Source organism: Limnohabitans sp. T6-5 (assembly GCF_003063315.1).
Classification (GTDB): Bacteria; Pseudomonadota; Gammaproteobacteria; order Burkholderiales; family Burkholderiaceae_C; genus Limnohabitans_A.
On the sequence record NZ_NERV01000005.1, the window covers coordinates 175,769 to 198,842 of the forward strand.

Below are 23,074 nucleotides of genomic sequence, written 5' to 3' on the forward strand. Positions count from 1 at the left end.
CCCTGTGAAAACACGATTGCCAGCAGTACCACCCCAATCGCTAGCTGAGGGGAGTGTGCCTACGTTGTGCAAGGACTTGCTTGCCACTTCCCACCGCTGCAGTGTTCCGCTAGATCCATGGGTGCCCAAAGTCTGCGGCACAACATAAACGCTGTCATCCCTGAATGTGTTGTTGGACGTGTAAGCCAGGTTGCAGGCGGAAACGTTCAGCGGCCAATTCGCTAATAAACCCCAATGTGAATTCAAATAAACCAGTAATTTGGAATGAATGTGCATAATGCGAATATATTTTAATATTCAATAGGTGAATTCAATGCTGGTCGAGTTCCGCATCAAGAACTTCCGGAGCCTGCGCGACGAGCAGGTGCTCAGCCTGGTGGCGTCCACGGACAAGTCCTTGTTGGACACCCACGCCCTGGACACCGGGCTGAAGGCGGCCCCGCATTTGCTCAAGAGCGCGGTGGTTTACGGCGCAAACGCCAGCGGTAAGTCCAATCTCATCAAGGCCCTGCAGTACATGCGCGGGGTGGTGCTGGAGTCGGCAGCTCTTCAACCGGGCCAGACCTTTGACCGTCTTCAGCCCTTCAAGCTCGACACCACATCGGGCAGTTTGCAAACAGCGTTCGAAGTCACCTTCATCCTCGACGGCGTACGCTACCAGTATGGTTTTGCCATGAACGCCCAACGTATCGTCAGTGAGCAACTGCTGGTTTACAAGGCGTTCAAACCGCAACGCTGGTTCGAGCGACACTTCGACGCCCAAAGCGGTAAGGATGTCTACGAGTTCGGCCCCGGCATGAAGGGGGCCAAGCACCTGTGGGAGGGGGCGACGCGATCCAATGCCTTGTTCCTTTCCGTGGCAGTGCAACTCAACAGCGAGGCATTGCGCCCGGTGTTTGACTGGTTCGCAAACCGGCTTGTGATCATCAATGAACAGTCACCACTGTCTGCGGAGTTTTCTTTGCAAATGCTCAAGCAAGAAGCGCAGCGCAAGGCGATTTGCGAGTTTCTACAAGCCGCCGATATCAGCATTGCCGACATCAAAGTCAGTACCCAGCAGGCCATGGTGCAAAGCCTCCGCTTTGATCTGGCCACCGGCAAGCGCGAGGAAGAATCGGCAGAGCAAGCTGTGGACGAAGTGAAGTTCCACCACATCACCGAAAACGGCAAGGCCGTTTTCGACTTGATGGACGAATCGAGCGGTACGCGCAACCTGTTGTTCCTGACCGGACCCATCTTGGACATTCTGAACAAGGGGCTGACGTTGGTGGTCGATGAACTCGACACCAGCTTGCACACACTGTTGGTGCAGGCGCTGGTGCGCTTGTTCCACCGGCCTGAAGTCAACACGGGCGGTGCTCAGCTGGTCTTCACCACACACGACACTTCTCTGCTGGATGCCTATGGTCTGTTCAGGCGAGATCAAGTCTGGTTTGTCGAAAAGCGTCCGGATCAAAGTTCATCGCTGTATCCCTTGCTCGACTTCAGCCCGCGCAAGAATGAAGCTCTGGAGCGTGGTTACCTGCAAGGGCGCTATGGTGCGCTGCCCATTTTGCGCAGTCAGGCTCTGGGAGTGCCGCACTGATCGGGCGCGACAACCAAGCCAAAGACCGGCAGTTGCGCCGCAAAGTGGCCAAGGAGGCACAGCGCGCCAGTTACGCACGCATCCTGATCGTCACTGAAGGCAGCAAGACCGAACCCCTGTATCTGGAAGAAATCCGCGTCGCACATCAGCTGCACTCCGCCAACGTTGAAGTGCAGCCAGGGGAATTGGGCACCGCGCCCATCCAGGTGGTGCGTTATGCCCAGCAATTGTTTGAACAAGGCGATTTGTACAAAGGCATTCGCCCCAAGAGCTTTGAACAGGTCTATGCCGTGTTTGACCGTGACGACCACGACAGCTATTTCAATGCACTGAGTTTGGCGCAATCACTGGACGGCAAGCTGCGCAACGACGACAGGCAAGCGGTCCGCTTCCAAGCCATTGCCTCCGTCCCCAGTTTTGAGCTGTGGCTTTTGCTGCACTATGAGGATATTCAAGCGCCGATTGACCGCGATGAGGTGATGGCTCGTTTGAAGCAGCACATCCCCGCCTATGACAAAGGCGCAGGCGGGGCGTTTGCAACAACCCGCGTGCGGCTGGAAACGGCGATGCAACGTGCGCAGGCACTGGCCGCGAAGTTCAATGCGTACACCGACCCCGAACCCTTCACCGCCCTGCACGAACTGGTCGAACTACTGACCACGCTGCGTGCCTGATGAAGGTCAAGTTCAGTTGGGAAGACCGAGTGCATTGAGTGACCTGGGATGGACTAGGCAAAAGTAAAACAGTGGCTTACTCGTGGCAAGGCCTACGTGCCCTGGAAAACGCAAGACCTGATGGCCTTGCTGCGCGGCTGAGCCCAAGGTTCAACCCGACATGCTGGTCGACACCAAAGACCTGGGCGGGCCACTAAGTTGGCAATTGCAACAGCTCCCATTGACGCAGCAATTCGACCTGCCGGTGGAGTTGGCCTGTCGTCATGGTTTGGGAACCCCAAACCGGCACACGTCCAGCGTACTCCCCCATTAACCAGAATTGCCGCACGGCCATGAAGCGTGCGATGGCAGCAAGGTCGGCATCTGCGACCGGCCGCCTGTCCCGGTAAGCAGCGATGAAATTTTTCCACCGCATTTGCACCCTGTTGCTCGCCTCCTCGTCGGGCATGCGCGGGTAAAGGTTCCATGGGTAGACCGCAAGCTCATACGACAGATAGCCCGGCCCTGCTTCGTCAAAATCGAAGAATAGGGCCTGGCGTTCCCCTTCGCTGTTGGTGGTTATGAAGTTGTTCTGACCATGCGCGTCGCCATGACACAGCACATGGCTGAGTTCTCCCATGGCAAGAATCTCATCGTTTAGCCGCAAGCCCAGTTTCTCGAATTTCGGGCGCAATTCGCCGGTCATGGAAGGCGCGCGAAGCAATCCCTCCAGCGGTTTAAGGAGAAGGTAGTTGAGGTCAAGTACATAGGCGCTCTTTGGCCCTTGGTAGCTTTCGCCGCTTGTGTGCAAGGCGGCCAATCCCTGTGCAAAGGCCTGAATGTCAGCGGTTTCTGGGCCGGTCATCTCCCCGTCCAGATATTCGAACAGCATCAGTGTTCGGGCGCCTTCAGGCAGCGGCACTTGTATGGCTATATCGCCGGACACCGTTGTGACGCAGCGAGAGACTGGGCAGCCAAGCTGTGCCCAGTGCTCCAGCGCCGCAGCCTCAAACAAGGCATTGGGACCACCCCTCGGTCGGTCAGCACACAGACGGGCCACAACGCGGCGTCCGTTGGCAAATTACAGTCGATAGACCTGGTTGAAGCTTCGCCTTAGAAACTCACTCTCAACGACCTCACCAAGTCCATAACGGGTCTGCACAAAGGCGGCGATGCTGTTGGCCGTTGGCGTCGATTGCGCGATGTCCAGATGCATGTGTGTCCCGCAAAAAAGGGCGTGATTTTTGCACAGACAGCAAGGACACGAAAAGCCATTTCAGGCTTGCTTGAGGACTTCTAAACCAGTACACAGGCACAGGCATGTGCCTCGTAAGTAACTTGAAGTTGTTCGATGGGGTCAAAAAAGGCTCATCGTCTTGACTCGGCAAATGCCTGTCGCTGACCTTCAACCCAAGGTGCTAGCCGAATTACCCAACGAAGTGTCCAGAATATGTTGAAAAGGCTCAAAACCCCGACCCCGGCGCACTCAAAAACACCAGCTCCTCGGGCGTGGGCTCGCGGCCCAAGATGGCGTTTCGGTGCGGGTAGTGGCCAAAGCGCTTGATGATGGCTTGGTGGCGCTGCTCGAAGCGCAGGGTGTCTTCTAGGCCCGGCTGCGCAAACAGGAGGGCAGCTTGTTTGTGCACCAGGGCGGACTCGCTGTGCAAGCTGGGCATGTAGCCAAAGCTGCTTTAGCGCAGTAATTCATGAAACTTGTATGGGTTTGCAATGTGATGTGAGAGCTTCGTTCGGTAGAGTGCCAACGGCTCGTCTGGTTTTGCGGCTAGCTGTTCGGCGGTAATTTTGTAGTGACTCGCTTTGATCAGCTCGGCTATGGAAAAAAAGACATTTCGCTCAAAGCTCGATCTTGGTTCTTTGCCAAAAAAAGATTTCCGGTCGTAATCGATCATTTTGATATCGATGAAATCCACAATCTTTTTAGCCAAGTCCAGCATTTCAGCAGTGATCTTTTTCCCCTCCTCGTGTGCATCGCGCTCCTTTTGGACTTGAGCTAAACGAGCTGCTTCAGCTGCGCGTCGTTGCTCCTCTTTTTCTTGGAGCGCCTTTCTTGCCGCTTCTGCTTTTTGTCTGGCAAGCTCTTCCTCTTTTTGAATTCGCTCAGCCTCAATAAACCGAGCTACGCATTCAAGATTGGATGAGACGGCGCTTTTTTCGTAGGCAATCCGCTCAATGTGGTCGATGGCTTCTGCGACAGAAAGCTGGAAAAATTCGCGCGCAGGGTTGTACCGTGTAGCCGAAAGAAAGGCGTGAACCTCTTGCTCGACCTCTCTGGCAAGGTCAGTTGTCAAAGTTTCGATCGACCAAGCAACATCAAAGGGTACAGGCGCACTGGTTCCACTGAGGGTTTTGGCTCTTTCGTGAGCTTGGTCGGATGTAAAGCCAATTTTTATCAGTCCGGGAATTGCTGGATTGGTCAGGATATAAACGCATGGCATTACGCGAGTGAGCCTTAAAGTGGTATTTTTTTACAGCTGCCTAGTTTAAACCTGACACAAGCCGTATTCGCAACGACTCCAATGGCTATCGATGTTTCGACAAACATCGTTTCGCAAGGCTAAAACACCGACCCCTGCTCACTCAAAAAAGCCAGCTCCTCAGGCGTGGACTGGCGGCCGAGGATGGCGTTGCGATGGGGGTAGCGGCCAAAGCGCTCGATGATGGCTTGGTGGCGCTGCTCGAATCGCAGGGTGACTTCTAGGCCCGGCTGCGCAAACAGGAGGGCGGCTTGGGTGTGCACCAGGGCGGACTCGCTGTGCATGTAGGGCATGTAAGCAAAGCTTCGCAGCGCCAAGGGCAGGCTGCGGTCTTGCCCACTGGCCACCAGCTCTTGCGCCAGCGCCAAGGCCAGCGCGTCTTGCGCAAAGGCTTGGGGGGTGTCGCGGTAGACGTTGCGCGAGAACTGGTCGAGCACCAAGACCTCGGCCAATCGCCCCTCGGGCGTGGTGTGCCAGGCAAACAACTCACACCGCGGCGCCGCCGCCAGCGTGGCCCCGAAGCGGGTGCGGATGGCTTCGTCCAAGGCGGCGTTTTTGGCGAAATGGTGCTTGGGGGTGAGCTCTATGAATCAGAAGTGGAGGACCGAATGGGGAATCATTTAGACTGAAGTAAATATAAAATTAAATTAATTAAAATCAGAGAAATAAATATGCATCAGCCAGTTTAGGCAGGAGGTTTTGCCGGATATATTACGTTAGATCTCTTAACAAACATTTTTACTATTCTCAATGCTGCAAAAACACATAGAAGATATTCAGTCAGGCATCAAGGCCGGCCGATACGGTAACGAAGCATCCGTTTCGCAAGGGATTATTCTTCGACTGCTTCAGGCCCTTGGTTGGCCCACGTATGAAACTCATGTCGTTTGCCCTGAATACTCATTAGAAGGCCGCAGAGTTGACTTTGCTTTATGTCACCCAGCCAGTAAGCCGATCGCCTTTATTGAAGTAAAGCAGATTGGGCAAAGCTCAGGTGCCGAACGTCAGCTTTTTGAATATGCATTTCATATCGGCGTGCCACTAGCAATACTTACTGACGGGCAGGAATGGAATTTTTTCCTTCCAGCGGAACGAGGCGATTACACAGAGAGGCGAGTCTACAAACTAGATATTGTTGAACGAGAAATCTCTGAGAGCGTGGCGCGATTGGAACGTTATCTTAGCTATGAGCAAGTCTCTTCCGGCCAAGCGATTGCCGCAGCACGAGAGGACTATAAAAATATCTCCAGAAACAGGCAAATGTTTGCAAGTCTACCTGAGGCTTGGTCCAAGCTCGTGTCAGAAGAAGATGATCTTCTGCTTGAAATTTTGGCCGATAAGGTTGAAAGTCTGTGCGGATTTAAGCCTGACCTCGATGCAGTTGCAAAATTCCTACGCGAGCAGGTTTCACTAAGAGGTGACGTGCAAGAACGAACGCCATCCAGTCAAATTTTACGACCTGCCCTCACTCAAATATCTATTCCACAAAAGTCTGAACGCAAAGCAGTTCGTAACGTACATCAAGTTGGCTTCACTCTTGATGGCAAGTTCCACCAGTGTCGTAACGGCCTTGAAGTTCTAGTAGGAGTCTTTGAAGCACTTACTTCTCGCGACGCGAGTTTTCCGGAGCGCTTTGCAGCACGTCCCAAACATGGTCGAAAAAGAAGGTATCTAGCCAAATCTCCGAATGAACTATATCCAGGACGACCGGATCTTGCTGCCTCGCATTTTGCAAAATTATCTTCGGGCTGGTTCATCGGCACAAACGTCAGCAAGGCGCAAATCGAGCGTATTACTGAAATTGCATGCGAAGTTGCGCGTTTACGTTTTGGCTCACAACTTAATGTAAGTATCGGAGAATAACCAGCGAAATCCAACTGTAGGTTCCACACGGATTTCAATGCTTCCATTGATACCGGTTGACCCGGGCGTTGACGCGTCTGATGACTTAAACAGGCTGCATTCCGACCGATAGCTGCAGTACGAAGCGGCCCGGTTGATGAATACTCTCGCTGCAAAGCAACCACACGTGCAAATAAGGCTAGGTCAGCAGTGCGTCCGTAGCAGCCGATAACATTGCACATCTCATTAGCCGCTCAAACCATCCCCGTCGCACCAGCCCCGCCACCTGCGCATCCGTCAAGTTCAACTTTTCGCGCAGCTTCTGCAAACTGTGTTCACCCAACCGTGTTGGCGCACAGTGCGTCACGGGCGATGCAGAAAAGTTCAAAGGACTGCGCACCACGCGAACTGTCTGGTCTGAGCTGTGAGGCAGTTCCACCACCATTTGGCGGTGATGGGTTTGAGGGTCGGCAAAGACCTGCGCCATGTTGATGAACGCTCCTGCATCGTCCCTGAAGCAGACGCATGCGGTCTGGTTGCCCCGTGCTTCTTGAGTCGACCAATACCTCAACTCATCAGTTTCAAGGGGCTGCGGCCTATGACCTTTCTGGGTGCTTTCGGGTCGGCCACCTTGGCCAGTGCCTCATCGCCTAACAGGTGGTCCAGGTTCGGCAGGTTCCAGGCTTTTTGCAGACGAAGGCTGTTCATGCCCTCGTTCCAAGCCCGCAGCATGCGCACACCCACCTCGGTGAAGTGCTTGTGCTCATGTGTGGCGCGCAGCACCTCTGGTGATACTTCCACGATGGCCTCACACACGCGCTCCACATTGGCATGGACTGCAGACAAGCCGATACCACAGTGGTGCTGCAAGAACAGCGGCAGTGCCTTACCCGGGTTCCAGGTCTGGCGGCCCTGGATGGACATGCCCGGTGGATTGTTGCAATAGTCGTCGTAGACGGTGATGCTGAGCATGTCGTAGACGGGTGCCAGTCGCACATCCTGCCTGTTCGAATAGAGCAAGGCAATGTTCTTGGTGTGGCAGTCCGCGTTGCGCAGCGCATAGGTCAGAAGCAAAAGGTTGCTCAAGTCCGAGAGTGCAGCGGCCTGGCACGCCACAGGGGTCACGTCCTTGATGCGCTTGGCCACTCGCTCCCAGGTGGCGTCGTATTTTTGTTCTGGGCGCAATGAAAGCAGACTGCAAAGATCTTCCATGCCCAAACGTGTCTGGCCGTCTTCCTCGTAATCAAAGCGGTGTACGACCAGAGCCTGTGCGTCGTCGGAGACATCGGTCTTTGCGGCGTTGCCAAAGGCGCGCTGCGCCACTTGCATGCAGAAATGCTCGTTCAGGGCCACCCCGGGCAGGGAAGCGGGCGTGCCTTTGACGATGAATTTTTCGGTGGCCAGTGTGGTCTTGCCTGGCAGCTTGTTGGCATCCTGGCACGCAGCCGCTGGCGCAAGGAACTTGGGCACCACGCCGCTGACCCCGCTGACGGCGAATTCCCGCACCAAGCTCATGAAGGCTTGCTCCGAGTTGTCACCGCGCAAGATGTGCCGGACCTCGAAGGCCACCGGTGGCGACTTGGGGTCCGCGCCTTCAGGAGCGACTTTCACGCGCCCGATGGCATTGCGTCCGACCACGCTCAGCAGGTTCAGGGGTGAAGCGCCTACATGGGGACCCAGGCGCTCCTGCAGCACCGAGAGCAGGAAGCCCTCGGGCAGGTTCATCCGAAAGAGCGGGTGCAGCTCCGGGTAGTTGTAGGACTGGGTGCGCACGGGCATGAGCAAGGAGGTGAATTGCTCGGGCTTGGCCGTGGGGTAGTAGGAGAGTACGTGCTGAAAGCCATCGGGCGAGTCCAGCGTGGCCACGGGGGTGTCATGGACAAAGACGGTCAGTTTCATTTTTCACCTCTGGCTCGTTGGGTCAGTGGATGTTGGGCTGCATATTCAACCTGCGCACGGCGCTCGGCCAGCGCATCGTCCAGGGTAAAGCTGGCCCCGTGCCCAAGCAACGGGGTTACGCTCAGGCCCATCCCCAGCACCTCCAGCAGGCGAAGGAGTTTTCGGGAGCCAAATTCGCTGAGTTGGCCCGTCTCCAGCCGAGCCAGCGTGGACTGGGCCAGGCCACTGAGCTTGCCCAGCTCGCGTTGGGAGAGGCCCTGATCACGTCGCAGGCGAGCTACCTCCAATCCCAGCTCGGGCAAGTTCGACAGGTGCATAGACATGGGTGCTCCTCCAGAGCGGATCAGCAGACGGCAAATTGTGCTTTATTTGTCATCAAATGAAGTGGTAAACCGAAAGCAATAGCCCTTCGGCTCTGCTATTTTGATAGCAAATATAGCATCGAATCGTCAATCACTGTTGATACCGAAAGCTTTGAAGAGCTCTTGAAATGACCTGTTAAAGGCATTTTCAACACGAGCTACAGAATTTTGGATGGCCTCATCTGAACAGTTGATGATAAATACAACATTACTTGTTCAATTGAACTCATCACTTTTTTGATGATAAATATTACATCAATAACAGGCTTAACCCGTTGAACATTCCATTCCCTCCTTCAACCCCCCTCAAACCACCCCCCGCGCCACCAGCCCCGCCACCTGCGCATCGGTCAAACCCAACTCGTCCCGCAGCGTCTGCAAACTGTGCTCGCCCAGCCTGGGTGGCGCGCGGTGTGTCACGGGCGATGCCGACCAGTTCAGTGGGCTGCGCACCACGTGCACGGTCTGGCCTGAGCTGTGGGGCAGTTCCACCACCATTTGGCGGTGCTGCGTTTGCGGGTCGGCAAAGACTTGCGCCATGTCATTGATCGGGCCGGCCGGGACGGTGGCGTCGCTCAGTTGTTGCAGCAACTGCGCCCGGGATCGGCCGCGCACCAGGGCTTGCAAGGCGTCACGCAGTTCGCTGCGGTGGGCGATGCGTTGCATGTTGGTGGCAAAGCGCGGGTCTGCGGGCATGTCGGGTGCACCCAGCACGGCGCAAAGTTGCTGGAACTGGCCGTTGTTGCCTGCCGCGATGATGATTCGCCCGTCAGCGCAGTCAAACACTTCAGAGGGCGATGCGATCGGGTTGGTGTTGCCCACACGCTGTGGGGCCTTGCCGCTCATCAGGTAGCCCACGGCCAAGTGGCCGTTGAAGGCGACAGTCGCGTCCAGCATGGCCGCGTCGATGGCCTGGCCTTCGCCGGTTTTTTGGCGGTGCATGAGCGCGCCCAGAATGCCGATGGTGGCGTACAGGCCCGTCACCATGTCGGTCATCGGAATGGATGTGCGCATGGGGCCGCCGCCGGGCTGGTCGTCGGGCAGGCCGCAGGTGCTCATGGGCCCAGCCAGGCCTTGCAAGATGAAGTCGTAAGCGGGCTTGGGCGCATACGGGCCGGTTTGCCCAAAGCCGGTGACCGAGCAGTAAATCAGCGCGGGCTTCAGGGCTCGCAGGCTGGCTTCGTCGAGGCCATATTTGGCCAGCGAGCCGACTTTGTAGTTCTCCACCACCACGTCGCAGCGCAGCGCCAAATCGCGTACCAGTTGCGCACCTTCGGGGGTGGCGATGTCCACCGTGACCGAGTGCTTGCCCCGGTTGTAGGCCAGGTACAGCGCCGAGTCGTTGCTGGGCTGGCCGGTGGCGGGGTCTTGCAAAAAGGGCCCCATGCGCCGCGTGTCATCGCCTTCGCCAGGTTTTTCGATCTTGTAAACCGTGGCACCCATGTCGGCCAGGATTTGCGTGCACATGGGCCCGGCAATGACGCGTGTCAGGTCGAGGATCTTGATGCCTTCGAGGATGGCGCTCATGGGGTGTCTCCAGTGGCGGGGTTGGTCAGCACCGAGGCGGGCACACGCAGCGGCATGTCCAGCAGCATCTGCGCAAACGACTTGCCCAGCGGGTCTGAGCGCAGGCTGCACACGCCGCCACCGCCCAGCGCCTGGTGCAAGACAAAGTTGAGCGCCTGCAAGCCAGGCACTTCGTAACGCAGCACCGGCCCTTGCACGAGGTGGCTGAAATAGGCCTGCACCTGATCGGCTTGCAACTGGCTGCGCAGCCAGACCCAGGCGCGGGCGTGGCGTGCGATCACGCCGATGTTTTCATCGTCGCCCTTGTCGCCACTGCGCGCCCAGGCCAGGTCGATCAGGCGGGAGTCTTGCAGGGGTTCATCGCTGGCAGTGGTCGTCTCGGGAATCGCTGGCGCATGGCTGTAAACGGGATGCGCGTTGGCAGTCGGCGGCACGGCCAAGTCGCTCGCGTCCTGCACACCGTCACCCAACTGCATCTGCAAGCGCACCTGGCTTTTGGGCACCAGAAAGGAACACAGCTTGATGACCGGCTGAATATCGGCACGCCCCGAAAACGAAGAGCGGGTGCCCGGCCCCATCGAGGTGCCGCTGCTCGCGCATTCGCGTTGCAACACCCCCAGCGCCTTGGCCTGTGCGTGGCGCACCGCGATGCGCAGCACCACTTCGCGGGCGGTGTGCGCTTGTGCGTGGGGGCCGTAGTGGGATTCGCCGCCCAGCAGTTCAATGCAGGTCTCGCTGTAGTCGCTAAAGCCCTGCTGCGTCATCAACAGGCGTGAGCGCGCCAGCAAAGCCTGCGCCGTGCGCTCGGCCTTCAGCGGAGCGTCGATGCCGCGAATGGCCATCATCAGCTGCAGCTGCCAGCCGTCTTGCCAGGTGGCGTTGGCTTTGTAGTGGGTGGGGGCGTGCAGGCCGCGTGCGCCGCTGACTTTTACGGTGCCTATGCCGGTGCGCTCTACCTGCACATGCCGCCAGTCGCAGCACACGTCGGGCATCAGGTACTGCGCGGGGTCGCCCACTTCGTAGAGGATTTGCTCGGCCACCGCGCCGGGGTGAATCAGACCGCCTGTGCCTTCGGGCTTGCTCAATTCCAGGCTGCCATCTGGGGCCACGTCGATCACCGGGTAGCCGATGTTGGCCCAATCGGGCACGTCTTGCCAGTCGGTGAACAGCCCGCCCGTGGCCTGCGCACCGCACTCGATCAAATGCCCCGCCAGCGTGCCCGCCGACAGGCGGTCCCAGTCCTCCCAGGACCAGCCAAATTCATGCACCAGCGCGCCCAACACCACGGCGCTGTCCACGCAGCGGCCGGTGATGACCACATCGGCCCCAGCGCCCAGGGATTGGGCAATGCCGCGTGCGCCCACATAGGCGTTGGCCGACAGGGGGCGCTCGGGCAGTTGTGCGTCGGCGGTGGTGCGCAGGCCTTGGGCTTGCAGCGTGCCCATCTGCGGCATGAGGTCGTCGCCGGTGACCACGGCCACGCGCAGCGCGATGCCTTGCTTTTCAGCGACCTGCAGCAGCGCATCGCGGCAGCCTTCAGGGTTCAGGCCGCCCGCATTGGCAATGACCTTGATGCCCCGCGCGTGAATGGCCTGCAGATGCGGCGTCATGACGGCCTGCACAAAGTCGGTGGCGTAACCAAGCGCCGGGTCTTTGGCCCGCGCACGCGCCAAAATGGCCATGGTGGTTTCGGCCAGGTAGTCGTAGACCAGATATTGCAAACCCGGCACCTGCAGCAGCTGCGGCGTGGCCATGGCCGAGTCGCCCCAAAAACCGCAAGCCCCGCCGATGCGCACGCGCAGCTCTGTTGATCCAATCCCCCTGTTCGTATGAGTTTCAGCCACGGCACTTCCCTTGTAGGAGACCACCCCGTGGGCGATGGAGGTCGGCACACTGCCCTTGTGGGAGCCCACCCCGTGGGCGATAGGGCGTGGGACACGCCCACAAAACCATCGCCCACAGGGGTGGGCTCCTACGCCAAGACGCACGGCACAGGTTTGCCTTCATGCCGCCTCCGCTTCGATCTGCAGCAGCAGAGCGCCCTTGAGCGCCTGCCCACCCGCTTGTGCCAGCAGCTCGCGCACCACGCCGGTGAAAGGCGCGGTCAGTGTGTGTTCCATTTTCATGGCTTCAAGCACCAGCAGGCGCTCGCCCGCCTGCACGCGCTGGCCGGGTGTGACCATCACCTGCAGCACACGGGCGGTGAGCGGGGCCAGCACGGCACCGCTGCCGGCCTCCGGGCCTTCCGCACGGTGTGTGGGCGGGCATTCGAAAATCCAGGCACGGCCTGCATGAAAAAGGTGCACGCCGCTGTCGGTGCGGGCCGTGCAAATTTGCTCGCGCAGGCCTTGGCACTCCAGTGCCAGTTCGGAGCGCACGCCGTCAAGCCACTGCACATGCGTCAGCGTCGTGGTGTGGGTGTTGGGTGTCAGGGAAGTGGCAGCAAAAGTCTCAGATGAAGTAGAGGCCGAAGTTGAGGCCGGTGCAACCGACCCCAGCGCTGTGCACTGCACTTCCCAAGCCGTGCTGTGATCCGCGCCCTGATCAGGCCCATGGGGCACGCTCGTCGCTCGTATGCGGTAATGCCAGCGCTGCTCGCCCCATTGCAGCAGGCCCATGGCCTGGCCTTGTGCCAGCGCGGGGGCTTGCAGATGGCCTTGCGCGTCACAAGGCAAGTGGTGCACTTGCGCGGCCAGAGCGGCCAGCGCCACGGTGCGCATGCTGGGCAACGGCGCGGACGGGGGCAAGCCCATGCGCTCGGCCACAAAGCCGGTGTGCACGCCCACCCCTTCAACAAACACGGCATCGCTCAGGCAATCGGCCAAAAAGCCCTGGTTGCTCGGCAAGCCCAGCAGCACGCAGTGGCGCACGGCCGACAGCAGTTTGCGGCGGGCCTCTTCGCGGTCGCGGCCATGCGCCACCAGCTTGGCCACCATCGAGTCGTAATGCGGGCTGACCTCGCCGCCTTCGACCAGCGCGCTGTCAATGCGCACGTCGTGCGCCACGGGGGGCCGCCAGCGCAGCACCGGGCCGGTCTGCGGCAAAAAGCCCGCAGGCACGTCTTCGGCCGTCAGCCGCACTTCGATGGCATGGCCATCCAGTTGGATGTCCTCCTGCGCAAAAGGCAGCGCCTCGCCCGCGGCCACGCGCAGTTGCCACTCCACCAGGTCCAGCCCGGTGATGGCTTCGGTCACCGCGTGTTCGACCTGCAAACGGGTGTTCATTTCCATGAAATAAAACTGACCATCGGCGTCCAGCAAAAACTCCATGGTGCCCGCACCGATGTAGCCCAGCGTGCGCGCACTGTGCACCGCCGCCTCGCCCATGCGTTGGCGCAGCACGGCGTTCACGGCCGGAGATGGGGCTTCTTCGATCACCTTTTGGTGGCGGCGTTGCACTGAACAATCGCGCTCACCCAGGTGCACCACATGGCCATGGCTGTCGGCCAGCAGCTGGATCTCGACATGGCGCGGTGCCACCACGGCACGCTCCAGGATCAGTTCTGCGCTGCCAAAGGCGGTGCGCGCTTCCGAGCGTGCCGAGGCCAGCGCGGCGGGCAAGTCGCAGGCTTGCAGAACCAGCCGCATGCCGCGCCCACCGCCGCCTGCAGCGGCCTTGCACATGATGGGGTAGCCGATGCGTTCGGCCTCGCGCACAAACGTTTCGTCGTTTTGATCTTCACCTTCGTAACCTGGGATGCAGGGCATGCCTGCGGCTTGCATCAGGCGCTTGGCCCCGGCCTTGTTGCCCATGGCGCGGATGTTCTCGCCCGAGGGACCGATGAAGACCAGGCCTGCGGCATCGACCGCGTCGGCAAAGGCGTCGTTCTCAGACAAAAAGCCGTAACCCGGGTGCACCGCATCGGCCTCGGCCAGTCGTGCGGCGGCCAGGATGGCTTCGATGTTCAGGTAAGACTGCGCGGGTGCGGCTGGGCCGATGCACACGGCGCGGTCGGCGGCCTGCACATGGGGGCTGCTTCGGTCGGCTTCGGAATACACGGCCACCGAGCCGTAGCCCAGGCGGCGCACGGTGCGCAGCACGCGCAGCGCGATCTCGCCCCGGTTGGCCACCAGCACGGTGTGAAAAGGGCGGATGTTTTTGCTCACAGGCATGGCGGATTCAATGCAATTTTGGGGGGGTGAGGGCGCTGTCGCGGCCATGCAGGCGCGCCACATCGGCCGCTTGCAGCGTGGCGGACCAGCTTGGGGGGCGGCGTTCGCGGAAAGCGGCAATGCCTTCGGCACCTTCGCTGCGCATGCATTGGGCAAAGCGCTGCGCGGCGTCGTCGAGCCAGGCACCAAGGCCATGGTCAACGGATGGGTCACCGGCCACGTCACGCGACAGCAAAGCCTTGAGCGAGCGGTTGGCTTGCGGGCCGCAAGCCAAAATGCGGCTGAGCCACTGCGCCTGCAGCGCGTCGAGCGCGTCGCTGTCAGCGGCCAGCGCGTCCACCAGGCCCAGCGATTGCGCCAGCGTGCCGCTCACGCGCTCACCGCTCAGCCCCAGGCGCAGCGCCACACGTCGGCCCACGCGGGCCTGCACAAAGGGCGCGATCTGCGCCGGGATCAGGCCCAGGCCGGTTTCGCTCAGGGCAAAGCGGGCGTCTTGGGTGGCCAGCACGATGTCGGCGCAGCAGGCCAGCCCCATGCCGCCGCCCATGGCCGCACCTTCGACCACCGCCAGCACCGGCATGGGCAAGGCCGTCAGGGCCTGCAGCACATGGCCAAAAGCCCGGTTGCGGTTGACCACCGGATCGCCTTCGCTGTGCTCGGTGGCCTCCAGGCGAGACTGGAAGTTGCCCACATTGCCCCCCGCACAGAAAAACCCCGCGCTGCCGCGCAGCACCACAGCGCGCAGGGCACTGTCCAAAGCAGCCCGGATGAACACATGGGCCAGCTCGGCCACCATCTCGGGCGACAGGGCGTTGCGTGTTTCGGGCCGGTGCAACGTGACCCAGTCAATGTCGTGCGCGTGCTGTACCCGCAAGTGTTCGTAGTTCATGTCGGTCTCCATCAGGCGGCCGGGTCCATCAGCCCCATCTTGCGGGCAATCACCATCAGCATCACCTCGTCGGCGCCGCCGCCAATCGAGCCGAGCCGGTAGTCGCGGTAAGCGCGAGAGACGCGGTTGTCCCAGGTGTAGCCCATGCCGCCTTGGAACTGCATGCACCAGTCGGCCACATCGCGGCCCAGGCGTCCGGCCTTGAGCTTGGCCATGGACGCCAACTCGGTCACGTCTTGCCCCTGCACATAAGCGTGCGTGGCCATGTAAATCAGGCCGCGCAGGGCTTCGATTTCGGTCTTGAGTTCGGCCAGTTTGTACTGGATGAACTGGTTGTCGAGCAACGGTTTGCCAAAGGCCACGCGCTGGCGCAGGTAGGTGGCGGTTTCCTCGATCAGCTCAATGCTGGCCAGGCGGCGTGCTGCGCCGTCCAGGCGTTCTTCCTGGAACTGCTTCATCTGGTAGATGAAGCCCATGCCTTCTTCGCCAATGCGGTGGCGCACGGGCACGCGCACTTCGTCAAAAAAGATCTGTGCAGTGTCAGAGCTCCACATGCCGAACTTCTTGATCTTTTGCACCTCGATGCCTTTGGCGCGGCGGCCTGCAGCGTCCTTGAGCGGCACGATGATGAGCGACTTGTTTTTGTGCGAGGGGCCGTCCGAGGTGTTGCACAGCAGGCAGATCCAGTCGGCCTGGGTGCCGTTGGTGATCCACATTTTGGAGCCGCTGATGACGTAGTCGTCGCCGTCGCGCCGGGCGCGGGTTTTGAGCGACGACACGTCCGAGCCCGCGCCTTGCTCGCTCACGCCGATACTGCAAACCACCTCGCCCGCAATCGCTGGGGCCAGGAACTCGCGCTTGAGTTCGTCCGAGCCAAAACTGGCCAGCGCCGGGGTGGCCATGTTGGCCTGCACGCCAATGCCCATGCCCACGCCTTGCGCCTTGACGTGACCAATGGCTTCGGCGGCAGCCAGTGCGTAGCTGAAGTCCAGCCCCATGCCGCCATAGGCCTCGGGTTTGGTGATGCCCAGAAAACCCAGCTGCCCCATCTTGCGAAAAACGTCGTGGGCCGGAAAGATTTCGGCAGCTTCCCATTCGTCCACAAAGGGGTCGATTTCGGCGCTGATGAAGCGGCGGATGCTGGCCATCAGTTCGTGGTGTTCGGCGGTGTAGATCATGGTCAGGGACTTTCCTCAGAGATTCAGAAGCGGGGCACAGCGAACTGCATCGCGTGCGGGCTGCGGGCGGCGGCTTCACGCAGTGTGGCCAGCACCAGGGACAGCACATCCCGGGTCTGGCGCGGGTCGATGATGCCGTCGTCCAGCATATGCCCGCTGGTGTAGAAGGCGCTGGCCTGGCTTTCAAACAGGCCCACGATCTCGGTCTTTTGTGACTGAAGGCGTGACTCGTCCACCGGCTTTTGGCTGCGCTCGGCTTGCTGGCGCGCCACGATGTCGAGCGTGGTGGCCGCCTGCTCGCCCCCCATCACGGCCGAGCGGGCGTTGGGCCACGAAAAACAAAAGCGCGGGTGGAAAGCTCGCCCGCACATGCCGTAGTTGCCTGCGCCAAACGACGCGCCGCAGTGGATCGTGATGTGCGGCACCTGCGAGTTGCTCAGCGCCTGGATCATCTTGGCCCCGTGTTTGATCATGCCGGCCTCTTCCGAGGCGCGGCCCACGATGAAGCCGGTGGTGTTTTGCAAAAACACAATCGGCGTGCCCGACTGGTTGCACAGGTGGATGAACTGCGCCGCCTTGGTTGCGCCCGCCGGGTCGATGGGGCCGTTGTTGGTGATGAAGGCCACCGCATAGCCGTCGATGCGGGCGTGGCCACACACGGTGGCGCTGCCGTAATCGGGCTTGAAGTCGAGCCAGGCCGAGTCGTCCACCAGCCGGGCAATGACTTCGCGCATGTCGATCGGCTGGCGGTGTTCCAGCACCATCACGCCAGCCAGTTCGTCGGGCGACAGACGGGGTGGGCGCGGGGCTTGCGTGGGCGCGGCCACGGCAGCACGCGGCCAGTCGATGGCGGCGAGCACATCGCGGGCCAGGGCAATCGCGTGCGCATCGTTTTGGGCCACGTATTCGGCCAGGCCACTCACTGTGGCGTGCATGTCGGTGCCGCCCAGGGCCTCGTCGGTGGCGATCTCGCCGGTGGCTGCTTTGAGCAGGGGCGGGCCTGCTAAAAAGGCTTTGGCCTGACCGCGCACCATGATCACGTAATCCGACAGGCCGGGCATGTAGGCCCCGCCTGCGGTGGACGAGCCGTGCACCACGGTGAGCACGGGCAGGCCCGCCGCCGACAGGCGCGCCAAGTTGTAGAACATGCCGCCGCCACGGATGAATTTTTCGACCCGGTACTTGCGCAAGTTGGAGCCCGCAGACTCGACCAAGTGCACAAAGGGCAGCTTGTTTTGCAGCGCGATCTCCTGGCAGCGCATGAGCTTTTGGTTGCCCGCTTCGGTCAGCGCTCCGGCGTCGATGCCCGAGTCGGTCACCACCACCATGCAGCGCACGCCGCTGACCTGGCCAATGCCCGCCAGCTGCGAACCGCCGGGCACGCAGCGCGACAGGTCAGGGTCGTCCATGCCGTAACCGGCCAGCGTGGCCAGCGGCAAGAACGGCGCGCCGGGGTCCAGCAACTGCGCCAGCCGCTCACGGGGCAGCAAGGCGCCGCGTTTGGCAAAGCGCTCTGCTGATTTCGCCGAGGCGTCGCTGGCGCGCTGCTCCAGCGCATGCCAGGCGTCGATCAAGGCCAGCATGCCCTGGCGCTGCGCCACAAAGGCTTCGGAGGCCGGATGGATCTGGGTCTGAAAAGTGCTCATGCACAGATTGCAGCGCAGCCCACGCACCGTGACCATGCCCGGCAAACCCGATGTGCATAATGTGCACATGGTGCTTTCCCTAGCGAGCCGCGCTGTGAAGTGGTCAATGGGCAAAGTCTTTCAGCTTGATAGGGGTAGAGAAGGCCTAGGCCTCCCCTCCCTCCGAACCGTGCGTGCAGTTTTCCCGCACACGGCTCTCCAGTCAGTGGTTTCCTCATCGGGATTGGCTCGCTTGCAATCGGGCCTGCGTCATGGTGAACAGCCCCAACTCAGCGAAGTACACATTTGGCCAGCGTTTGTGATCGTCATGGCACCTTCCCATCCCCGGACGCTTTTCCTGCTTGCGCAGCATTGCACGCAGTCTCCTGCGTATGAATCCGTCTATCTTTGGAAACGTGCTTTTGTAGGCGTGCTTGAAGTAGCCAAACCACCCCTTGAGCATGGGCCCGAGCTCTTGTATGACCGTGCGCAGACTATCGCCTCTCGTGCGCTTGGTCTTTTCTCGCACCTTGTCTTTCAAGCTCTTGAGGCTCTTGTCCCGCACCCAGCGCCTGCCCGCCTCAAATCGGTAGCCCAGGAACTCAAAGCCCTGTCCCCTTTGCGTGCAGTCCCCCACATGGGTCTTGTCCGGGTGCAAGCTCAGCTCGTTTTGCCCTACCCACTGCTTGACCTGCTCCAGTGCCTCGTGCGCTTGTTGCGCCGTCGTGCACAGAATCACGAAGTCATCCGCGTAGCGCACCATTCGGTAGCCCTGCGCCTTCATCTTCACGTCCAGCGGATGCAGGTACAAATTGGCCAGTAACGGGCTGATGACCGCCCCTTGCGGGGTGCCCGCCGTCGGCGTCCATCTGCTCATTTCTTGCACGATGTCTTGCTTTAGCCAGCCTTTGATCAAAGCCAGCAGCCTTCCATCGCTGATGTGCGCTCCGATCCTGTCCATCAGTGCCTCATGCGGGATGCTGTCAAAGTACCCCTGCAGGTCAGCATCCACCACATGGGTGTAGCCTTCCTTCAAAAGTGCATCGACTTGCCGCAGCGCGTCTTTGCAGCCCCTGCCGGGTCGAAACCCGTAGCTCGTGTCCTCAAACTCGTTCTCAAAGATCGGCTCAATCACCCGCTTGACCGCCGTCTGGACGATCCTGTCCTTGACCGTCGGGATGCCCAAGGGCCGCGTTTTACCGCCCGCTTTGGGTATCTCTACCCGCCGCACCGCCTGGGGCCTGTACTCTCCTTGTTCCAGTTGTCTGGACAGCTCGCTCAGGTACCGCTCTTCGTGCGCCGCAAATGCTTCAACGCTTTGTCGGTCTACGCCCCATGCCCCTTTGTTCGCCTTGACTTGTTGCCAAGCCGCTTGCAAGGTGCTTAGGCGGTAAACCTTGTCGATCAAACTGAACCACTTGTTTCCTTTGACGCCGTTGCCCAGCGCCGCCAACATACGATCCGTCCAGACTTCACGGTCCACCCACGCCCATTGGGCAGGGCCTGACTCGGCTTGCTTAGCCACAAGGGGCACTGCCGCCGTTTCACTTTCGCTCTCGTTCATCTCTGTCCTTTTCGTATCCACTTTCCTGCCACCCTTGGCTCATGCGGCTTTCCTATTCCGCACTTCTCAGGCTGCCGTCTGCTCGGTTTAGGCTCAAGGGGCGTACCCCGGTTATCGCAAACTCTCGCTTGCACACACCGTTTCCAGTGTGGTTTGGCCCTATCTGCTCTGGCAGCCCATCGCTACTACGATGGCTCTGACTGCTGCAGCCCGTCACCTCGGGCCGCAGCTCTCCCCGCTTATCTCACGCACACTTCCTAGCGTTGCGCCTCCAACCACATGGGTAGCCCGCATGTCGTTTTATCCACCAAAACAACGCATGCGATGTGTTTCAGGCTTCGCCAAGAGACCTAGCCAGCTCGCCGCCACTCCCTGCCGAATCGAGTTCGCTTTACTGCGCACCGCCAGTTCGCCTCCGGTTGCTCCCCACCCCGCCTCGCAGCGACGCAGTTACCTTCGGCTACGGGGCCTTGGCTTACCCCGACACGGACTCTCACCGTGCTGTGTACGCGCCTTCACGGGCGCACTAGGTCGGCGGCTTTAGCCCCGACAAGTGCCTGGGCCGAAGCCGCTAATGTCGGCCCTGAAGCGACCGACCTGCGAGGTGAATGTGCAAAAAACTCAAACTTCAACGTCCCCCCGCCCTGGCGCCCAAAGCATCGAACGCGCCATGGGCTTGGTGAACTTGGTGGCCCGCCACCACGATCAGGGCATCGCCTTGCAAGCATTGGTGCAGGCCAGCGGCCTGGACCGGACCACCGCCTGGCGCATGCTGGGCAGCCTGCAACACGCGGGGCTCGTTGAGCGCGATGCACAACGCGGCCTCTACACCCTGGGTGTGCAAGCCACAGCCTGGGGCGCCGCGAGTCTGGGGCAGGCGGCCTTGATCCGCCAATGCCAACCGGCCATGAAGACCCTGGCGCGCCTGAGTGGTGACAACGTATTTTTGGTGCTGCGGCTGGGTGACTACAGCCACTGCCTGCACCTGGAGCAGGGTGAGCATGCGGTGCCTGCTTTTCGGCAGACGGTGGGCGAGACGCGCTTGCTGGGCCTGGGCGTGGCCAGCATCGCCATGCTGGCGGCATTGAACGATCCGACGGTTCAGCTGCACCATGCGCAGCACCGCGACGCGTATGAACTTGAAGGCGTCACGCGTGCCCAGCTCATGCGCTGGGTGCAAAGCACCCGCCAGCGCGGCTTTGCCTACCGCAATACGGCCGGCATCGCTGCGGTCGGTTTGCACTGGCAGTTGGGCCAGGCAGCGATCGCGGCCTTGTCGATTGGCGCTTCGCGCGTGCGGCTGCCGCTCAGCCGGGCACCCCAGCTGGCCGCACTGATGCAAGCGCACTGGCCCGTGCTCGTCACACCGTCAACGTCGGACTCTGCGAGTACCGACCTACGCGAATGTTGACGCCCCAACGCTTCGGCGCGGACTTGTAGGTCGGCGGTCGAAGACCCCGACCATTGCACGCCCATCGCTCATGCCCTTGCCAGTCACCATCGGCGAACCAGGCGATGTCGGACTCTGCGAGTACCGACCTACGGGAATGTTGACGCCCCAACACTTCGGCGCGGACTTGTAGGTCGGCGGTCGAAGACTCCAACCATTGCACGCCCATCGCTCATGCCCTTGCCAGGCACCATCGGCGAACCAGGCGATGTCGGACTCTGCGAGTACCGACCTACGGGAATGTTGACGCCCCGACGCTTCGGCGCGAACTTGTAGGTCGGCGGTCGAAGACCCCGACCATTGCACGCCCATCGCTCATGCCCGTTCCAGGCACCATCGACGAATCAAGCGATGTCGGACTCTGCGAGTACCGACCTACGGGAATGTTGACGCCCCGACGCTTCGGCGCAAACTTGTAGGTCGGCGGTCGAAGACCCCGACCCTTGCACGCCCATCGCTCATTCCCGTTCCAGGCACCATCGGCGAACCAGACGATGTCGGACTCTGCGAGTACCGACCTACGGGAATGTTGACGCCCCAACGCTTCGGCGCGAACTTGTAGGTCGGCGGTCGAAGACCCCGGCATGGACCTGCGCCGAGCCCACAAACTTCGGACCTGAAAGTACAGCCCCAAGGGATATCTTCAAGTCTGCGTTTCAAGCTGGTTTGCGGTTGACCAGCACAATGCCCAGCGCCACCAGGCCCAATGCGGCCAACAAGGTGGGGGTGGCCGATTCGCCCAGCAGCCAGGTGCCAAACAGCAGGGCAAACAAGGGCGTCAGGAACACAAACACCGAAATTTTGGTGGCGGGGTACCGGCCCAGCATCCACATCCAGGCCAGGTAGCTGGCAAAGGCGCCGATGATGGTTTGCGCCAGCATGGAGCCCCAGGCCAGGCTGCTCCAGTGGAATGACCAGCTTTCTCCCAAGGCCAGTGAGATCCAGGGAACCGCCACGGCGGTGGTGGCAATTTGGTAAAAAAGCAGCTTTTCGGGCGCGATGCGGGTGAGATTTTTGGCGCGGATGGTCACTGTGGTCAGGCCCCACAGGGCGCCTGCGGCCAGGCCCAGCAGGTCTCCCGTGGCGCTGTGGCCTGCCGTGCTCAGGCCTTCACGCATGGCAAAGGCGACCGCCACAAAGGCGCAGGCCATGCCCACCCATTGCATGGGGCGCAGGCGTTCGGAGCGCACGAACAAGGGCACCAGCGCCGCCACCCAAAACGGCGATGTGTAGAGAAAGACCGTCAGGCGTGAAGCCGAGGTTTGGCGCAGACCCAAGTAAATGCAGGCAAATTCCGCCGCAAACAGGCTCCCTGCCAAGAGGCCGGCCCACAGGCTGCCATCACGCTCGAACAGGCGCACACGGCGCAAGCGGCACCAAATCAGCAGCAGCACGCAGGCGCCCATGCAGCGCAAGCTGGCCTGAAACAGGGGCGCTACCTCGTTCATGATGGACTTGACCAGCACCTGTTGCAGCCCCCAAAACATGCAGCAGGCCAGCAGCAAACTGATGGCCAGGCCATCCAAATGGTCTTTGCGTGAATTCATCCCGGCATTGTGCCGTGGCGGCCGGTATGGCCCTGTCGCCTGCAGCCATGCGTACCGCTGTCTTTGTAGATCGGCGGTCGCAGACCCCGACATTTGTGGGTGGTGCTTATGGTCTGCGTTTCGTGCGGCGGTGCTCGGGTGCGCCATGTCGGACTTTGCGCGTGCCGACCGACAAGATGGCCGTGCTGTAGATACGTTGGTCGCTGACTCCAACACTGCCTAGCAGGCTGCTGAAATACTCATCGTTTCAGGCGAAGCATCTTGCCCTAGGAAGCATTTCCTAGATTTTCTTTTCGCATTTTGAAATACCGCTGCCTTTGAGGCCTCAAAAACTGTTTTTGAGGCC

Annotated in this window: 19 protein-coding genes; 4 read left to right on the forward strand and 15 right to left on the reverse strand. The window is 60.5% G+C overall.

Annotation, left to right across the window (positions count from 1 at the left end):
* Positions 1-313: 313 nt before the first annotated feature.
* Positions 314-1,585, forward strand: a complete 1,272-nt coding sequence (locus B9Z51_RS17675; protein WP_108376481.1) for an ATP/GTP-binding protein — start codon at positions 314-316, stop codon at positions 1,583-1,585.
* 32 nt (positions 1,586-1,617) lie between these two features.
* On the forward strand, positions 1,618-2,259 hold the full coding sequence (locus B9Z51_RS17680; protein WP_233255033.1) for an RloB family protein: 642 nt from the start codon (positions 1,618-1,620) through the stop codon (positions 2,257-2,259).
* 193 nt (positions 2,260-2,452) lie between these two features.
* Here the strand turns inward: B9Z51_RS17680 and B9Z51_RS17685 are convergent, their stop codons facing one another.
* From B9Z51_RS17685 to B9Z51_RS17700, 4 genes are all read right to left on the reverse strand, one after another.
* Positions 2,453-3,298 (reverse strand): phosphotransferase, encoded by an 846-nt coding sequence (locus B9Z51_RS17685; protein ID WP_108376483.1) that lies wholly within the window; start codon positions 3,296-3,298, stop codon positions 2,453-2,455.
* Positions 3,299-3,701: 403 nt separating this feature from the next.
* Positions 3,702-3,914, reverse strand: coding sequence for a DUF924 family protein (locus B9Z51_RS17690; protein WP_108376484.1), 213 nt, complete (start codon positions 3,912-3,914; stop codon positions 3,702-3,704).
* Positions 3,915-3,929: 15 nt separating this feature from the next.
* A complete protein-coding gene (locus B9Z51_RS17695; protein ID WP_108376485.1) occupies positions 3,930-4,694 on the reverse strand; it encodes a GIY-YIG nuclease family protein in 765 nt (254 codons plus the stop codon).
* A gap of 119 nt (positions 4,695-4,813) precedes the next feature.
* Positions 4,814-5,320 (reverse strand): DUF924 family protein, encoded by a 507-nt coding sequence (locus B9Z51_RS17700; protein WP_233255040.1) that lies wholly within the window; start codon positions 5,318-5,320, stop codon positions 4,814-4,816.
* A 163-nt stretch (positions 5,321-5,483) separates the two neighbouring features.
* Between B9Z51_RS17700 and B9Z51_RS17705 the strand changes: the two genes are divergently transcribed.
* On the forward strand, positions 5,484-6,596 hold the full coding sequence (locus B9Z51_RS17705) for a type I restriction enzyme HsdR N-terminal domain-containing protein (protein ID WP_108376486.1): 1,113 nt from the start codon (positions 5,484-5,486) through the stop codon (positions 6,594-6,596).
* 178 nt (positions 6,597-6,774) lie between these two features.
* Here B9Z51_RS17705 and B9Z51_RS19095 read toward each other — a convergent pair whose 3' ends face one another.
* The 10 genes from B9Z51_RS19095 to ltrA all read right to left on the reverse strand — a co-directional run bounded on the left by B9Z51_RS19095 (position 6,775) and on the right by ltrA (position 19,731).
* Positions 6,775-7,062 carry a CoA transferase gene (locus B9Z51_RS19095; protein ID WP_146187809.1) on the reverse strand — a complete coding sequence of 96 codons (288 nt, stop codon included), beginning with the start codon at positions 7,060-7,062 and terminating at the stop codon, positions 6,775-6,777.
* An 80-nt stretch (positions 7,063-7,142) separates the two neighbouring features.
* Positions 7,143-8,474, reverse strand: coding sequence for a type II toxin-antitoxin system HipA family toxin (locus B9Z51_RS17715; protein WP_108376488.1), 1,332 nt, complete (start codon positions 8,472-8,474; stop codon positions 7,143-7,145).
* A complete protein-coding gene (locus B9Z51_RS17720) occupies positions 8,471-8,797 on the reverse strand; it encodes a helix-turn-helix domain-containing protein (protein ID WP_108376489.1) in 327 nt (108 codons plus the stop codon). Before B9Z51_RS17720 ends, B9Z51_RS17715 begins: the two co-directional genes overlap by 4 nt.
* A 345-nt stretch (positions 8,798-9,142) precedes the next feature.
* On the reverse strand, positions 9,143-10,363 hold the full coding sequence (locus B9Z51_RS17725) for a CaiB/BaiF CoA-transferase family protein (RefSeq protein WP_108376490.1): 1,221 nt from the start codon (positions 10,361-10,363) through the stop codon (positions 9,143-9,145).
* Positions 10,360-12,117 (reverse strand): acyclic terpene utilization AtuA family protein, encoded by a 1,758-nt coding sequence (locus tag B9Z51_RS17730; RefSeq protein ID WP_108376508.1) that lies wholly within the window; start codon positions 12,115-12,117, stop codon positions 10,360-10,362. The genes B9Z51_RS17725 and B9Z51_RS17730 overlap by 4 nt, the downstream gene beginning before the upstream one ends.
* A 249-nt stretch (positions 12,118-12,366) precedes the next feature.
* Positions 12,367-14,475 (reverse strand): biotin carboxylase N-terminal domain-containing protein, encoded by a 2,109-nt coding sequence (locus B9Z51_RS17735; protein WP_108376491.1) that lies wholly within the window; start codon positions 14,473-14,475, stop codon positions 12,367-12,369.
* Positions 14,476-14,482: 7 nt separating this feature from the next.
* Positions 14,483-15,364, reverse strand: a complete 882-nt coding sequence (locus B9Z51_RS17740) for an enoyl-CoA hydratase/isomerase family protein (RefSeq protein ID WP_233255035.1) — start codon at positions 15,362-15,364, stop codon at positions 14,483-14,485.
* An 11-nt stretch (positions 15,365-15,375) separates the two neighbouring features.
* On the reverse strand, positions 15,376-16,542 hold the full coding sequence (locus tag B9Z51_RS17745; protein ID WP_108376493.1) for an acyl-CoA dehydrogenase family protein: 1,167 nt from the start codon (positions 16,540-16,542) through the stop codon (positions 15,376-15,378).
* A 23-nt stretch (positions 16,543-16,565) separates the two neighbouring features.
* Positions 16,566-18,188: an acyl-CoA carboxylase subunit beta gene (locus B9Z51_RS17750; RefSeq protein ID WP_108376509.1), complete on the reverse strand. Its 1,623-nt coding sequence runs from the start codon at positions 18,186-18,188 to the stop codon at positions 16,566-16,568.
* 214 nt (positions 18,189-18,402) lie between these two features.
* A complete protein-coding gene (gene ltrA / locus B9Z51_RS17755; RefSeq protein WP_199227584.1) occupies positions 18,403-19,731 on the reverse strand; it encodes a group II intron reverse transcriptase/maturase in 1,329 nt (442 codons plus the stop codon).
* A gap of 610 nt (positions 19,732-20,341) precedes the next feature.
* Between ltrA and B9Z51_RS17760 the strand changes: the two genes are divergently transcribed.
* A complete protein-coding gene (locus B9Z51_RS17760; protein WP_233255036.1) occupies positions 20,342-21,142 on the forward strand; it encodes an IclR family transcriptional regulator in 801 nt (266 codons plus the stop codon).
* A 695-nt stretch (positions 21,143-21,837) separates the two neighbouring features.
* On the opposite strand, the gene B9Z51_RS17765 is transcribed toward B9Z51_RS17760, so the two are convergent.
* Entirely contained in the window at positions 21,838-22,728 is an 891-nt protein-coding gene (locus B9Z51_RS17765; protein WP_108376495.1) for a DMT family transporter, read from the reverse strand.
* Between the last annotated feature and the right edge of the window lie 346 nt (positions 22,729-23,074).